Source organism: Burkholderia sp. L-4 (assembly GCF_056856535.1).
Genome location: NZ_JBXEOX010000002.1, coordinates 2,424,100 through 2,438,094, shown reverse-complemented (window position 1 = coordinate 2,438,094; position 13,995 = coordinate 2,424,100). Strand labels below are relative to the sequence as shown.

At 67.7% G+C, this 13,995-nt stretch carries 11 protein-coding genes; 5 read left to right on the top strand and 6 right to left on the bottom strand.

Features of this window, described 5'->3' with window-relative positions; all coding sequences use genetic code 11:
- Positions 1 to 3 precede the first annotated feature (3 nt).
- The 4 genes from AC1VVG_RS27900 (at position 4) to AC1VVG_RS27885 (ending at position 5,895) form a co-directional block, all read left to right on the top strand.
- Positions 4 to 1,194: a membrane protein gene (locus tag AC1VVG_RS27900; RefSeq protein ID WP_034191253.1), complete on the top strand. Its 1,191-nt coding sequence runs from the start codon at positions 4 to 6 to the stop codon at positions 1,192 to 1,194.
- Complete coding sequence (locus tag AC1VVG_RS27895) at positions 1,191 to 1,529, top strand: DMT family transporter (RefSeq protein WP_034191254.1); 339 nt, start codon at positions 1,191 to 1,193, stop codon at positions 1,527 to 1,529. The genes AC1VVG_RS27900 and AC1VVG_RS27895 overlap by 4 nt, the downstream gene beginning before the upstream one ends.
- Positions 1,530 to 2,023: 494 nt before the next feature.
- Positions 2,024 to 4,618, top strand: coding sequence for a bifunctional lysylphosphatidylglycerol flippase/synthetase MprF (mprF, locus tag AC1VVG_RS27890; RefSeq protein WP_482836895.1), 2,595 nt, complete (start codon positions 2,024 to 2,026; stop codon positions 4,616 to 4,618).
- Entirely contained in the window at positions 4,615 to 5,895 is a 1,281-nt protein-coding gene (locus AC1VVG_RS27885) for a virulence factor family protein (RefSeq protein WP_059556607.1), read from the top strand. The genes mprF and AC1VVG_RS27885 overlap by 4 nt, the downstream gene beginning before the upstream one ends.
- A 79-nt stretch (positions 5,896 to 5,974) precedes the next feature.
- On the opposite strand, the gene AC1VVG_RS27880 is transcribed toward AC1VVG_RS27885, so the two are convergent.
- From AC1VVG_RS27880 to uxuA, 6 genes are all read right to left on the bottom strand, one after another.
- Positions 5,975 to 6,430 (bottom strand): DUF934 domain-containing protein, encoded by a 456-nt coding sequence (locus AC1VVG_RS27880; protein ID WP_124669931.1) that lies wholly within the window; start codon positions 6,428 to 6,430, stop codon positions 5,975 to 5,977.
- Complete coding sequence (locus AC1VVG_RS27875) at positions 6,427 to 8,211, bottom strand: nitrite/sulfite reductase (RefSeq protein WP_059556605.1); 1,785 nt, start codon at positions 8,209 to 8,211, stop codon at positions 6,427 to 6,429. The genes AC1VVG_RS27880 and AC1VVG_RS27875 overlap by 4 nt, the downstream gene beginning before the upstream one ends.
- A gap of 205 nt (positions 8,212 to 8,416) precedes the next feature.
- Entirely contained in the window at positions 8,417 to 8,812 is a 396-nt protein-coding gene (locus tag AC1VVG_RS27870; protein WP_034191259.1) for a hypothetical protein, read from the bottom strand.
- A gap of 100 nt (positions 8,813 to 8,912) precedes the next feature.
- A complete protein-coding gene (locus tag AC1VVG_RS27865) occupies positions 8,913 to 10,346 on the bottom strand; it encodes an aminotransferase-like domain-containing protein (RefSeq protein ID WP_482836892.1) in 1,434 nt (477 codons plus the stop codon).
- A gap of 128 nt (positions 10,347 to 10,474) precedes the next feature.
- Entirely contained in the window at positions 10,475 to 11,785 is a 1,311-nt protein-coding gene (locus AC1VVG_RS27860; RefSeq protein ID WP_124608845.1) for an MFS transporter, read from the bottom strand.
- A gap of 71 nt (positions 11,786 to 11,856) precedes the next feature.
- Positions 11,857 to 12,918 carry a mannonate dehydratase gene (gene uxuA, locus AC1VVG_RS27855; protein ID WP_176730020.1) on the bottom strand — a complete coding sequence of 354 codons (1,062 nt, stop codon included), beginning with the start codon at positions 12,916 to 12,918 and terminating at the stop codon, positions 11,857 to 11,859.
- 266 nt (positions 12,919 to 13,184) lie between these two features.
- On the opposite strand from uxuA, the gene AC1VVG_RS27850 reads away from it, so the two are divergent.
- Positions 13,185 to 13,907, top strand: a complete 723-nt coding sequence (locus tag AC1VVG_RS27850; protein WP_069704699.1) for a FadR/GntR family transcriptional regulator — start codon at positions 13,185 to 13,187, stop codon at positions 13,905 to 13,907.
- The last annotated feature ends 88 nt before the right edge of the window (positions 13,908 to 13,995 follow it).

The window sequence follows — 13,995 nt, the reverse complement described above, 5'->3', positions numbered from 1 at the left end:
CCTATGACGGAAATGAACCGAAACCGCGTGCGGGCATTCTGCCGCTTCGCCATCGTCTACGTGTTGCTCTTCGTGTGCGCCGGTAACATCACCAACAGCATGTTGTTGAAGTGGGGGTTCCGTGACGATCAGAAAGGCGATTTTGCAACGAGCTACAGTCTCGTGGGAATGATGAACGGCGATGCGCCGAAACCCTTTGTCTATCGTTCATCATTTCCGAAAGCCGCGAAATGGATGGTCGAACGCCTCGGGCAAGCCAGGCAGGACAAGCTGTTCAAATCGATCATCCGCCATGATTCGCTGCGCAACGCCTATTTCACGAACGTGCCGGACAAGTATTGGACACCGGTCGTGGCGCTTGTCTATCACCTGACCTACATTGCGATCGTGCTGTCGACGCTGCTGGCGCTGTGGATGGTGTACAGGCTGGCCCGGCTGCATGGGTTGAGCTTCGGGCATTCCGTCGGATTTCTGGCGGCGTTCAGTTTCGTTTACCCGCTCACATTTCAGCAGGGCGGCTACTACTACGATTTCTTCGAACTCCTGGGTGTGCTGGCGGCGTGCTACTTCGTATTGACGAAGCGCCTGCTGGCTTGCACGCTGACGATTGCCGTTTTCTCGCTGAACAAGGAGACGTTCTTCCTGGTTCCGCTCGCATTTTTCTTCCTGCATGAACGCGACGTCGCGTTGTCGAGGCGCGTTGCATGGCTGGTTGTGCAATTGGGCATTTGCGCGGTGACCCGGCATTTAGTCATGAGCGGTTATGGCGGGAACGCGGGCGGCTTCGTTGAATATCATATATGGGACAACCTTAAGTTCTGGCTGAATCCGGTGTCCTATTTGTCGTTCTATAACCTCGTCGGCAAGGGAATTTTTACGCCGAGCCTGGAAAACCCGTTGATGCTCGTGCCGCTTGCGGTGTTCTTCCGGGCGGCTTGGCGAGCGACGCCCGCACGTTATCGAGCTTACTTCCTTGCGGCGTTCCTTCCGGTGCTGCTGCTGTTCTGCTTTTTCGGTTATCGGGACGAGGCGCGAAACTTCTCGGTCGTCTTTCCTGCGATCGTGTTGATCGCTCTCCATGGCGCGAATCGGTTCAATGCGATCTTTGGCGGGGGCGCCGGCGAGCCGGACGGCGTTCGTGTCCGGTCCGGTCGTCGGCCCGACGTTGCCACGGTGACGGAGGTCGCGAGATGAATTGGCTGATTGTGATCGCGAGTGGTGCTTTCGGCGGGCTGGCCAGCCTGCTGCTCAGAGTGGCGGCGCTCAAGGGGATTGCGCTTGGCGAGTCGAGCGTATTGCCGTGGATGGTGCGCGGCGCGGCGGTAGGGGCTTATGGTATCGGGTTCGTGCTCTACGCGGTCGCTCTGCGCAAGACTTCGCTCGGCGTTGCGTATCCGACCATGGTTGCGATCTCGATGCTCGTCGTGCTGGGGTTCACGGCGCTGCATGAGCATCTGTTGCGACCGATGCAGGCAGTCGGTGCACTGGTCATCCTGATCGGTGTCTGGATGGTCACGCGTTACGCGTAAATCATAAATGGCCTGGCGTTCGGGGTACCACCGTTGTCGCCACGTGGTCCAGACTGCATCACCGGCCAATCGTCGAAGCCGGGATTGCAACCTTTCAAGCGACGGGCGGCACGTCAGATGACCCGGCCCCGTTTCAGCAGCGCCCACTCCCCGACAAATTCGTCCTCGCCCTCCGCGCCCCGTCCGGCAGATTTTTCCCAAATGCATCACAAGTCATTCATCCGATGAAAAAACTGCCCGTGTTCCCGGTATGATGCGCACCTTGCGTTTGTGCGGTGCACGATTTTTATGTGTTGTCAGCTCGCCCGGCGAGCCACAAAAGCGCACAATGCGAACCTGAAAGATTCTGTAATATAAATTCCGTATACTCGTAAGTTCTGATCCAGGCGCCGCCGGGCCCCGTCTTCGGCCGACCGCCCACGCAGAACAACCAGATACGTCGCCGCTTGGCTTGCCTGCGCCGCGACACGCTATGCACCACCACTGAACAATTTATGTCTTCCCGCCACTCTGGTTCGCCCGGCCGCGCCGCGGCGGTGATCGCCCGTGCCCGGGCGTTGATCCGCAACGAGCGCGTGCTGTCGCCGCTGCTCGCGCTCGGCATCGGCCTGCTGCTGATCGTGGTTTTCCAGCATCTGTCGGAATCCGTCGACTACCGGTCGGTGATCCGCCAACTGCGTCACCTGTCCGCCGGCGAGTGGGGCGCGTCGCTCGCCGCGACGGTCCTCAGTTATCTCGCGCTCGTCGCCCGCGACGCGGTCGGCCTGCGCTATGTCGCCGCGAAAGTGCCGCGCGTCGCGCTGTGGATCGGCGCGATCGCCGGCTCCGCGCTCGGTAACGCAACCGGTTTCGGCGCACTGACGGGCGGCGCGGTTCGCGCGCGCGTGTACGGCGTATCGGGCGTGACGCCCGCGCAGATCGGCCGGATGACCGTCTTCACGAGCGGCACGCTGGCGCTCGCGATGGTGCTGATGACGGCGGTCGGCATGGTCTGCGTGCCGGAGGCCCTTGCCGCGATGCTGCACGTGGCGCCCGGCGTGCTCACGTGGACCGGTGCCGCGCTGCTCGTGGTGCTGGCCGCGATGGTCGCGATGTGCGGCCACACCGCGCGCCCGGTCGTCACGCGCTTCAAGTGGCTGTCGTTCGACGTGCCCGCGCGGCGCGATCTCGTCGCGCAGGTCGTCTACGCGGTGCTCGACGTCGTCGCGGCAGGTCTGACGCTGTGGGTGCTGCTGCCGGCCGCGCCGGTCGGTTTCCCGACCTTCATCACCGTCTACGCGGCCGCCTTGCTGCTCGGGATGATCGGCCATACGCCGGGCGGGATCGGCGTGTTCGAAGCCGCGATGGTGTTCACGCTCGGCCGCGAAGTGCCCGCGCACGCGATGGTCGCCGCGCTGATTGCCTATCGCGCGATCTATTTCGGCGTGCCGCTCGTGTTGTCGGCCGGCCTGCTGGCCGGTTTCGAGGGCCGCGCGCTGCGGCGCCGGCTCGTCACGCGGCAGGCCGTGCGCGTGTCGCAGCTCGCACCGGTGTTCCTGAGCCTCGTGACGTTCGCGGTCGGCGGGATGCTGGTGATCTCGAGCGCGACGCCGGCGTTCTGGCATCGGATCGCGATCCTGCGTCATATCGTGCCGCTGTGGGTGCTCGAAGGCTCGCAGGTGATCTGCAGCGTGCTCGGCGTCGCGCTGCTGTTCGTCGCGCGCGGGCTGCTGCGGCGGCTCGACGGCGCATGGTGGATGACCTTCGCGTTGACGCTCGCGAGCCTCGCGCTGTCGCTCGCGAAGGGTCTCGCGTTCGTCGAGGCCGGCGTGCTCGGCACGCTGCTCGTGCTGCTGCTCGTCAGCCGCCGACGCTTCAACCGTCATTCGTCGCTGCTCGCCGAGCGCTTCACGGTGAGCTGGTTCGTGTCGGTGACGATGGTGCTGATGCTGGCCGTGTGGGTGCTGTTCTTCGCGTTCCGCGACGTACCGTACACGCGCGAGCTGTGGTCGCATTTCTCGTTCGATGCGCGTGCGCCGCGCGCGCTGCGCGCGACGCTCGCGGCCGGCGTGTTCGTTGCGCTGTTCGCGCTGTGGCAACTGCTGCGTCCGGCGCCCGGGCGTTTCGTGAAACCCGCGGAGCAGGACCTGATCGACGCGGAGCAGATCATCCGCGCGCAGGAATGCAGCGACGCGGGCCTCGCGCTGATGGGCGACAAGTCCTTCCTGTTTTCCGAATCGCGCCGCGCGTTCCTGATGTACGCGAAGAACGGCCGCACGTGGGCCGCGCTGCACGACCCGGTCGGGCCGCGTGAAGAATGGCCGGCGCTGATCAGCAAGTTCATCGCGCTCGCACACGCGTACAGCGGCCGCGCGGCGTTCTACCAGGTGCGCGCGAACGCGCTGCCGCTGTATCTCGACGCGGGCCTCACGCTGATGAAACTCGGCGAGGAAGCGCATATCGCGCTCGACCGGTTCGACCTGAAGGGTTCGAACCGCTCCCACCTGCGCTACGCGCTGCGCCGCGGCGACAAGGACGCGCTGACGGTCGAGGTGATCGCGCCGGGCGACGTGCCGGCCGCGCTGCCGGCGCTGCGCGACATTTCCGACGGCTGGCTCGATAGCCGCGATGCGCGCGAGAAAAGCTTCTCGGTGGCCGCGTTCCACGACGGCTATCTCGCGACGCAGTCGGTGATGCTCGTGCGGCAGGCCGACAAGCCGATCGCGTTCGTCACGTTCATGACGACCGATCTCAACACCGAGGCGACGGTCGGCGTGATGCGCCACCTGCCGGATGCGTCGCCGTACGCGATGGAGTATCTGTTCACGCAGCTCGCGCTGCATCTGAAGGAAGCGGGTTTCCGCAAGCTGAGCCTGGGCATCGCGCCGTTCTCGGGAATGGGGGCGGCGAAGATGCCGTCGCCGTGGCACCGGCTCGGCCTGATGGTCTGGCGCTTCGGCGGCCGCTTCTACAACTTCCGCGGCTTGCGCGCTTTCAAGAGCAAGTTCGAACCGCACTGGGAGCCGCGTTATCTCGCGGCCTCGGGCTCGGTCGGCGTGTTCGTCACGCTGGCGGATCTGTCATTGCTGGCTGGAGGTCGGCGCTCATGAGTTTGAAGAAGGGAATCGCGCGGGCGGCAGCCGCCTGCGCGGGAATGATGCTGGCCGGCGCCGCGTGCGCCACGCAGCCGGCCGCCGTGAAAGCCGAAACCGTGTCGGGCGGCCGTTATGGGCCCGTTACCGTGACCAAACCGAGCGGGCCGCTGCGCGGATTCGTCGTGCTGTTCTCGCGTGAGGCCGGCTGGAATGCCGCCGATCAGCAGGCGGCCGACGCGCTCGCGAAAGCCGGTGCGATGACGGTCGGCGTCGATACCGAGCGCTACGCGATGAATCTCGCCGCGAAGCAGGAGACCTGCCACCACCTCGACGGCGACGCCGAGGCGGTCAGCCATCAGCTCGAACGTCTCGCGCAGTCGTCGCGTTATTTCACGCCGATCGTCGCGGGCGTGGGCCAGGGCGGCGCGATCGCGAAGCAGATCCTGTCGATGGCGCCGGAGAACACGATCGCCGGCGTCGTGTCGGTCGCCCCGGCCGCGAAGCTCGATCCGCGCTTCAAGCCGTGCCCGCCCGATCCGACGATCGTGCGCCGCGCGATGCCGGGCTTCGTCGAAACGGCGGCCGCGGGCGACAACACGAAGCTGGTCTCGCTCGTCACGTCGCACCTGCGCGACAGCGGCAGCGGCGATGAACTCGACGTGTCGGATCTGCCGCTCGTCGAGCTGCCGGCCAAGGGCGGCAGCGACCGGCTGGCGATCGTGATCTCGGGCGACGGCGGCTGGCGCGATCTCGACAAGACGATCGCCGAGGCGCTGCAGCGCGACGGCGTGTCGGTGGTCGGCATCGACAGCCTGCGTTATTTCTGGAGCGAGAAGCCGCCCGCGCAAGTGAGCCGCGATCTCGCACGCGTGATGCGCACGTACATGGCGCGCTGGCATGCAAGCCGCGTGGCGCTGGTCGGCTACTCGTTCGGCGCCGACGTGATGCCGTTCGCGTACAACCGGCTGCCGGCCGACCTGCGCGACAAGGTCGCGGTGATGTCGCTGCTCGGCTTTGCGCCGTCCGCCGATTTCCAGATCCGCGTGACGGGCTGGCTCGGAATGCCCGCGAGCGACAAGGCGCTGAAGGTCGCGCCGGAAATCGCGAAGGTGCCGCCGCAGCTCGTGCAGTGCTTCTACGGCGCGGAAGAGAAGGACACGATGTGCCCGGCGCTCGCGAACACGGGCGCCGACGTGATCAAGACGCAGGGCGATCACCACTTCGGCCGCGACTACATCGCGCTCGAGAAGAAGATTCTCGGCGGGTTCGGCAAGCCGGTGGCGGCGCGCTGAACGCTGGCGCCCGCGTTGCCGCGGGCACCGGCCGGAATCCTGCCGGTTCATCGTACGGGCGGCCAGCGTGCCGCCCGTTTCATTTTCCGGCCGCTGCCGCCGTCGCCGCTGTCGCCGCCGTGTCGTGCGGCGGCGTGGCCGTTCTCGCGTCGCGTTGATAGAAGCCCGGGAACCGGTCGAGTTGCCGCCGTGCGGCCGCGATTTCGGTGTCGTCGGCGAGCACCGCGCTCGAAAACCCCGTGCGTTCCATCAGCAGCAACTGGTCGACCAGCACCTCGCCGGTCGCGCGCAGGTCGCCGGCGAAGCCGAAGCGCTTGCGCAGCAGGTACGCCTGGCTGTACGCGCGTCCGTCCGTGAACGACGGAAACTGCAGGTCGATGCGGGCGGCTTGCGCGATTTGCGCGGCGAGCGGCGCCAGTTCCTCGTCGTTGCCGATCGTCAGCGTCGCGTCGTCGTGCGGCTGCGTGTCGTCGGCGTGGTCGGCCGGCGTCAGCAGGCGGATGCGTGCGTGTGCGATGGAGGTTTCCTGGTTCATGCGTGCTCCGCCCGGTGGCGCGCGTCGTTCGCGGCGGCCTTGAAGGGTTCCGCGCCGATGCGGCGCACGGTGTCGATGAATCGTTCGCTGCGGCCGTTCGTGTCGATCCGCGCGTCGAGGTACGCGCCGACGATCGCATCGACGACATCGACGATCTCGTCCGCCGAGAACGACGGGCCGATCACCTTGCCCGGCCGCGCTGGGCCGCTCGCGGCGGAGCCGTCCGACCCGCCGAGCGTCACCTGGTACCACTCCGCGCCGTCCTTGTCGACGCCAAGGATGCCGAGGTGGCCGCTGTGATGATGGCCGCACGAATTGATGCAGCCGCTGATGTGCAGGTCGAGGTCGCCGATGTCGTGCAGCAGGTCGAGATCCTGGAAGCGCTCGGTGATCGCGTCGGCGATCGGGATCGAGCGCGCGTTCGCGAGCGCGCAGAAATCGCCGCCCGGGCACGCGATCATGTCGGTCAGCAGCCCGACGTTCGCGCTTGCCAGCCCGATCGCGCGGGCGTTTTCCCACAGCAGGAACAGGTCGTCGACATGCACCCACGGCAGCACGACGTTCTGCGTGTGCGTGACGCGCGCCTCGCCGGCCGAGAAGCGGTCGGCGAGATCGGCGAGCGCGTCGAGCTGGTCCGGCGAGGCGTCGCCCGGGGCCTGCAGGCGGCGCTTGAACGACAACGTGACGATGCGCAGTGCCGGATCGCGATGCGCGGCGACATTGCGGGCGAGCCAGCGCGCGAACGCCGGATGACGGGCCGCCTGTGCGGATACGCGTGCCTGCGCGCCGGCGAGGTCGAGCGTGCGGGACTTGAGCCGCGGCGGGACGAACGACGCGGCCACGCGATCGAATTCGGCCTGCGGGATCGTGTGCGGGCCGCCGTCGAGGACGACGATCTGGCGGAACTCTTCCTCGACGTCGTCGATGTAGCGCTGCCCCTCGGTCTTCACGAGGATCTTGATGCGTGCCTTGTACTTGTTGTCGCGGCGCCCGTAGCGGTTGTACACGCGGACGATCGCCTCGATGTAGTTCATCACGTGTTGCCACGGCAGGAACGCGCGCAGCAGCGTCGCGATCATCGGCGTGCGGCCCATTCCGCCGCCGACACTGACGCGAAAGCCGAGTTCGCCCGCGTCGTCGCGCACGAGCTGCAACCCGACGTCGTGCCAGTCGGTTGCCGCGCGGTCTTCGGTCGCACCGGTGATCGCGATCTTGAACTTGCGCGGCAGGAACGCGAATTCGGGATGCAGCGTCGTCCACTGGCGCATCACTTCGGCGAACGGGCGCGGATCGGCGATCTCGTCCGGCGCGACGCCCGCGCGCTCGTCGCACGAGATGTTGCGGATGCAGTTGCCGCTCGTCTGGATGCCGTGCATGTCGACGGTCGCGAGCAGGTCCATCACGTCGGCCGCCTTCGCGAGCGGAATCCAGTTGAACTGCACGTTGGTGCGTGTCGTGAAGTGCGCGCTGCGGGTCGGCAGGCGCAACGTGCCGAGCAGCGCCTGCGCGTCGCATGCGGCGCGGTAGGTGGCGTCGTCGGGCACGTCGTAGTCGCGCGCGATTCGCGCCAGCACGCGAAGCTGCGCGCTCGACAGCTCGCCGTACGGCACGGCGACGCGCAGCATCGGCGCGTGGCGTTGCACATACCAGCCGTTCTGCAGCCGCAGCGGCCGGAACGCGTCTTCGCTCAGCGTGCCGTGCTGCCAGCGCTCGAGCTGGTCGCGGAACTGGGCGGCGCGGCTGTGCACGAGCGCCCGGTCGAAATCGGTATATCGGTACATGACGTGATACGCGAGAAGCGCCGCGGCGCGGATTGCGCGCGGCTCGGACAGGCGTTGCGACGGATGTCAGGCAACGGGAGACAGCGTAGGGAACGCGGTGCGGCGGGACAAGCAGCAGAACGGGACGAAAAAGGCGCAGCAGATGGCGGGCGACACGCAGGCGCCGGCGCGGGAGACCGGGCATGCGGCCATGCCCGCGGCGCGATCAAACGCTGGCGTCGACGACGAGCGCCGGATCGAGCGCGCGGATGCGCTGGTCGATGAAGTAGCCGCCGCCTTCCTGATAGCGCAGGAACAAGCGGCCGCACGAGCGGCAGCGGCTGACGCTGCAGCGGTTGTACGGGAAATGGCGCAGGGCGATCGGTGCGTCGTCCGACGCGTAGCGCGTGCCGGCCGGGTGATGCTCCGCATAGGTCGGCTCGGCGTCGCCGGGCGGCACGAGCGTGGCGATTTCGGTCAGTTGCGCATCCTGCAGCGACAGCGGCAGGGTCGTCCATCCGGCGAGCGACGTCTTCGTGCACGTGCACGATTGCGTGACGTGCGCCGCTTCGGCCGTCAGTTTCAACAGGGCGGCGTGATCGAGGTAAGGCAGTTGGCTCATGGGAGATCGTGAAGGTGCGGCGGGATCCGCAATGTAACCCGCGCGCGGATTGCCTGCATGGCCGCGACGTGGGCGGCACGCACCGCGCGTACCGTAACGATCAACCTGCCTTGCGGACCGGCGGCTGCGCGACCAGTTCGCCGAGCACGCGGATCGCACGCTCGATGTCGCGGCTCCACGGATGACCGAAGTTCACGCGCACGCAGCGCTCGAAGCCGTGCGCGGCCGAAAACAGCGGTCCCGGCGCGACGCTGATGCCGCGAGCGATCGCCTGGCGGTGCAACTCCATCGCGTCGATCGCGTCGGGAAACGCGAGCCACAGGAAGTATCCGCCGTCGGGCCGCACCCATTCGACGCCGGGCGGCAGCCAGCGCCGCAACGCGTCGTCCATCCGGTCGAGTTGAGCGTGCAGCGCGCCGCGCAGCTTGCGCAGGTGGCGGTCGTAGCCGCCGTGCTCGAGATAGTTCGCGATGCCGGCCTGCGCGGGAATGCTGGCCGACAGCGTCGTCATCAGCTTGAGCCGCTGCACCTTCTCGGCGAAGCGGCCGGCGGCGGCCCAGCCGATCCGGTAGCCGGGCGCGAGGGTCTTCGAGAACGAGCTGCAGTGCATCACCAGGCCGTGTCGATCGAACGCGCGCGCGGGCAGCGGATAGTCGGGGCCGAAATGCAGCTCGCCGTACACGTCGTCCTCGATCAGCGGCACCTCGCGCGCCGCGAGCAGGGCGACGAGCGCACGCTTCTTTTCGGCGGACAGCGTGACGCCGGTCGGATTCTGGAAATTGGTCATGAACCAGCACGCGCGGATGGCGTGCCGGTCGAGCGCGTTTGCCAGCGCATCGAGATCGAGGCCCGTATGCGGATCGACGGGAATCTCGACCGCGCGCAGGTCGAGCCGTTCGATCGCCTGCAGCGCCGCATAGAAACCGGGCGCTTCGACCGCCACGACGTCGCCGGGCCGCGTCACGGCCATCAGGCACAGGTTCAGCGCCTCGAGCGCGCCGTTCGTGACGACGATCTCGTCGATCGGCTGCGAGATGCCGGTGGCGAGATAGCGGCGCGCGATCTGCTGGCGCAGCGCCTCGTTGCCGGGCGGCAGGTCGACGACCGTGCTCCACGGGCTCACGAGCCGCGTGGCCTGCGCGAGCGACTTCGCCAGGCGCGGCAGCGGAAACAGCTGCGGCGCGGGGAACGCGGAACCGAGCGGCACGATGCCGGGCTGCGTGGCCGCGTCGAGGACGGAGAACACGAGGCTGCTGATGTCGACCTTGCGCGTGGCGCCGGCGCGGCTCGCGCGGCGCTTCGCGGCGGGGTTCGCCGCCGGCGTGGCGCCCGGCGCGACGTAATAGCCCGAGCGTTCGCGTGCACGGATCAAGCCCCACTGTTCGAGCAGGTAATACGCGCGAAACACCGTCGACTGGCTCACGCCGTGCTGCGCGATGATCTGCCGCAGCGACGGCAGGCGCGTGCCGACGGCAAGGTTGCCGTTGCGGATGTCGTCGGCGATCGTATGGGCGAGGGTTTCGTAGCGTTTCATCGGCGTGGGCGGGGCGCGCCGTCGCCGCGCGCGGGCCGGAGTGGCGCCGCGCCGGCGGGCGCGGGTCATTGTCCGACGGGCGGCCCGAAAAGGAAAGCGCGGGGCACCGGCCGCGCGTTCCGGCAGTGTCAGGCCGCGTTCGGCGCCGCATTTCGCCCGTTCGCACGGCCGCGCAGCGGCGGCAGCGGCTCGACCTTGCCGACGATGAACAGGTACGACAGCGCGCCGACCACGCACAGCGCGCCGGCTGCCGCGAGCGGCACGACGAACGAGCCCTTGGTGATCGACAGCATCACGCCCGTGAAGGTCGTGATGAAGATTCCCGCGAGATTGCCCGCGAAGTTCTGGATGCCGCCGATCGACGCGACGTGCGCGGGCGTCGGCGCGATTTCGCCGACGAGCGTCCACACGTTGGCGCCGGCGAACGACAGGCTGGCATACGCGAGGGCGAACAGTCCGAGGCACGCCCACGTGTTTTCGACGAGCGCGGACAGGGCGATCGACGACGATAGCAGCATCCCGAGCACGAGGCAGGTCTTGCGCGCGGCGGTGGCGCTCCAGCCGCGGCGAAACAGGCTGTCCGACACGTAGCCGCCGAGCCAGCCGCCGGGAATCGCGAGCAGCGCGGGCAGCATGCCCCACGTGCCGAGCGATGCGAGCGAGAAGCCGCGCGACTGCAGCAGGTAGCTCGGGAACCACGTGATGAAGAAGTAGATCGCGAAGTTCAGGCAGAACAGGCCGATCATCATCCCCCACACGGTGCGATAGCGGAACAGGTCGAGCCACGATACGGTCGGGCCATCGGTTGCGGCCGCAACGGCCGGTGCGCCGCGTTGCGCGAGCAGCGCATCGACGGCATCGGGTGCGATCGCGCGGTAGCGTTCGGGGTCGCGATAGACGAACCACCAGGCGAGTGCCCACACGATGCCGATGCCGCCCGTGATCACGAACGACCCGCGCCAGCCGACGATCGAGATCAGCCACGCGACGAGCGGCAGCGACAGCGCGGAGCCGACACGCGAGCCGCTGTCGAAGATGCTGCTCGCGAGCCCGCGCTCGCTGCGCGGGAACCAGTTGAACGCGACCTTCGCGAACGACGGGATCGCGGCCGCTTCGCCGACGCCGAGCATCAGCCGTACGCCCACGAGTTGCGCGAGGCCGCGCGCGGCGCCCGTCGCGACGGTGAACACCGACCACCAGCCGACGGCCAGCGCGAGGCTCACGCGCACGCCGACCTTGTCGATGAACCAGCCGGCCGGCAGTTGAAGGAACGCATAGGTCCAGAAGAACGCGCTCAGCACGAGCCCCATGCCGACCGCGTCGAGGCCGAGGTCGGCGCGGATGCTGGGCGCGGCGATCGCGAGGTTCGCGCGGTCGATGAAGTTGATGACGTTGGCCAGGAAGCACATCAGGATCATGGCCCATCGGATGCGTGGCATGCGGTGTCTCCGTGCGGAATGTCGTGACGGGCGGCCGGCGATCCGCTGCGCCGGCTGCCTCGATGGGCGGATTACCGCGACGCGTGCGGCGTGCGGTCGAACTTCGCGAGCGCTTCCCACAGGCCGTTCAGGTAGACCGCGCCGAGCGCCCGGTCGTACAGGCCGTAGCCGGGCTTGCCCGTTTCGCCCCAGATCATGCGGCCGTGGTCGGGGCGCACGTAGCCGGTGAAGCCGGTGTCGTGATACGCCTTCACGATCGCGGCGATGTCGAGCGAGCCGCAGCGCGACAGGTGCGCGGTTTCCTCGAAATCGCCGTTCGCGTCGACCTTCACGTTGCGGATGTGTGCGAAGTGGATGCGGCCCATCGCGCCGAACTCACGCACCAGCGCCTCGACGTCGTTCTGCGGGCCCGCGCCGAGCGAACCCGAGCACAGCGTCAGCCCGTTCGCGGGCGTGTCGACGATGCGCAGGATCCGCGCGAGATCGTCGCGGTGCTTCACGATGCGCGGCAGCCCGAAGATCGGGCGCGGCGGATCGTCCGGGTGGATCGCCATCTTCACGCCAGCTTCCTCGGCAACAGGGATGATCGCCTTCAGGAAGTACTCGAGGTTCGCCCACAGCGCGGCTTCGTCGACGTCGCGATAGTCGGCGAGCAGGGCCTGCAGCTGTTCGGGCCGGTAGCTCGAATCCCAGCCGGGCAGCGCGATGCCGTCGTTCGGATCGATCCGGTCGACCGCGTCGGTGCTGAATGCGAGGCAGGTCGAGCCGTCGGCGAGCGTCTTCGACAGCTCGGTGCGCGTCCAGTCGAACACGGGCATGAAGTTGTAGCAGACGACGCGGATGCCGGCCGCGCCGAGATGGCGGATCGTCTGCCGGTAGTGGTCGATCAGACGATCGCGCCCCGGCTTGCCGAGCTTGATGTCCTCGTGCACGGGCACCGATTCGACGACTTCGAACCGCAGGCCGGCGCGCTCGATCGTTGCTTTCAGCGTTTCGATCTTGTGCGCGGGCCAGACTTCGCCCACCGGTTCGTCGTAGATCGCGGACACGATATGCGTGACGCCCGGGATCTGGCGGATGTATTGCAGCGAGACCGGATCGGACTCGCCGTACCAACGGAAAGACATCTTCACTGGAGCGGCTCCTGGCTGGCGGTTCATGCACGGACGACCGGGCCGCAGCGTGCGGCCCGGTGCCGGTGAGCGGATTATGATTGGTATACCAGTTAGGCGGGATAGTGGTTTACCAGTTGTGAGGTTATCGCATGGATGACAGACAGCATCCGCGATTGCGCGGCAGGAAGGGCCGACAAGCCGAATCAGGTGCGGGTTGAAATTGGTGTACCATTTTGAGGATCCGGTGCCGCGACGGCGCCGGCCAGCCTGTTGCGAGCCTTTCGATGACCGATCTTTCCAGCCTGCCCGCCAGCCGCGACACCGATGCCGCGGACCGCTCCTATATCGGTCTTGCGCGGCAGATTCACGCGATGGTGGCCGCCGGCGCGTTCGAAGCCGGCGCGCGGTTGCCGTCGGAGCGCAGTCTGGCCGACCAGTTCGGCGTGAGTCGCACGCAGGTGCGCGAGGCGATCATCGCGCTCGAGGTGCAGGGGATCGTCGAAGTGCGGATCGGCTCCGGCATCTACGTGTCCGCGGCCGACGCCGCACGGCCGGTGACGTTCGAGGTGCCGCGCGGCCCGGGGCCGATCGAGACGCTGCGCGCGCGCGGGCTGATCGAAGCGGAAGTCGCGGCGCTCGCGGCGACCGAACGCAAGGACGCCGATCTCGACCGCCTGTTTCTCTCGCTGACGACGATGCGCGAGCAGATGGCCGACAAGGCCGCGTACGACGCGGCCGACCGCCAGTTTCATCTGCGGATTGCGGAGTCGACCGGCAATACGGTGCTGCTGCACATGGTCACGGCGATGTGGGACTGCGCGCGCAGCGATCCGCTGTGGGACAAGATCGAGGAGCACTTTCACTCGACCGCGCTGCGCGAGGCGTCGCAGGAGGATCACCAGCGGATCTTCGCGGCGATCATGGCGCGAGACGCGACAGGTGCGCGCGACGCGATGCGTGCACACCTGTCGCGCGTGATCGCGGAGTTCACGCAGGCCTGGCGCTGACGCGGGTTTCAGCGGCGCGACGCGGGCCGCTGTAGCCGCGCCGCATGCCGCATGCCGCATGTCGCCGCCGTCGCCGGTGCCGGCGAAC

Coding starts and splice junctions, on each gene's coding strand:
- AC1VVG_RS27900 (WP_034191253.1), top strand. CDS start 4: ATGACGGAAATGAACCGAAACCGCGTGCGGGCATTCTGCCGCTTCGCC.
- AC1VVG_RS27895 (WP_034191254.1), top strand. CDS start 1,191: ATGAATTGGCTGATTGTGATCGCGAGTGGTGCTTTCGGCGGGCTGGCC.
- mprF (WP_482836895.1), top strand. CDS start 2,024: ATGTCTTCCCGCCACTCTGGTTCGCCCGGCCGCGCCGCGGCGGTGATC.
- AC1VVG_RS27885 (WP_059556607.1), top strand. CDS start 4,615: ATGAGTTTGAAGAAGGGAATCGCGCGGGCGGCAGCCGCCTGCGCGGGA.
- AC1VVG_RS27880 (WP_124669931.1), bottom strand. CDS start 6,430: ATGAACCAGGAAACCTCCATCGCACACGCACGCATCCGCCTGCTGACG.
- AC1VVG_RS27875 (WP_059556605.1), bottom strand. CDS start 8,211: ATGTACCGATATACCGATTTCGACCGGGCGCTCGTGCACAGCCGCGCC.
- AC1VVG_RS27870 (WP_034191259.1), bottom strand. CDS start 8,812: ATGAGCCAACTGCCTTACCTCGATCACGCCGCCCTGTTGAAACTGACG.
- AC1VVG_RS27865 (WP_482836892.1), bottom strand. CDS start 10,346: ATGAAACGCTACGAAACCCTCGCCCATACGATCGCCGACGACATCCGC.
- AC1VVG_RS27860 (WP_124608845.1), bottom strand. CDS start 11,785: ATGCCACGCATCCGATGGGCCATGATCCTGATGTGCTTCCTGGCCAAC.
- AC1VVG_RS27850 (WP_069704699.1), top strand. CDS start 13,185: ATGACCGATCTTTCCAGCCTGCCCGCCAGCCGCGACACCGATGCCGCG.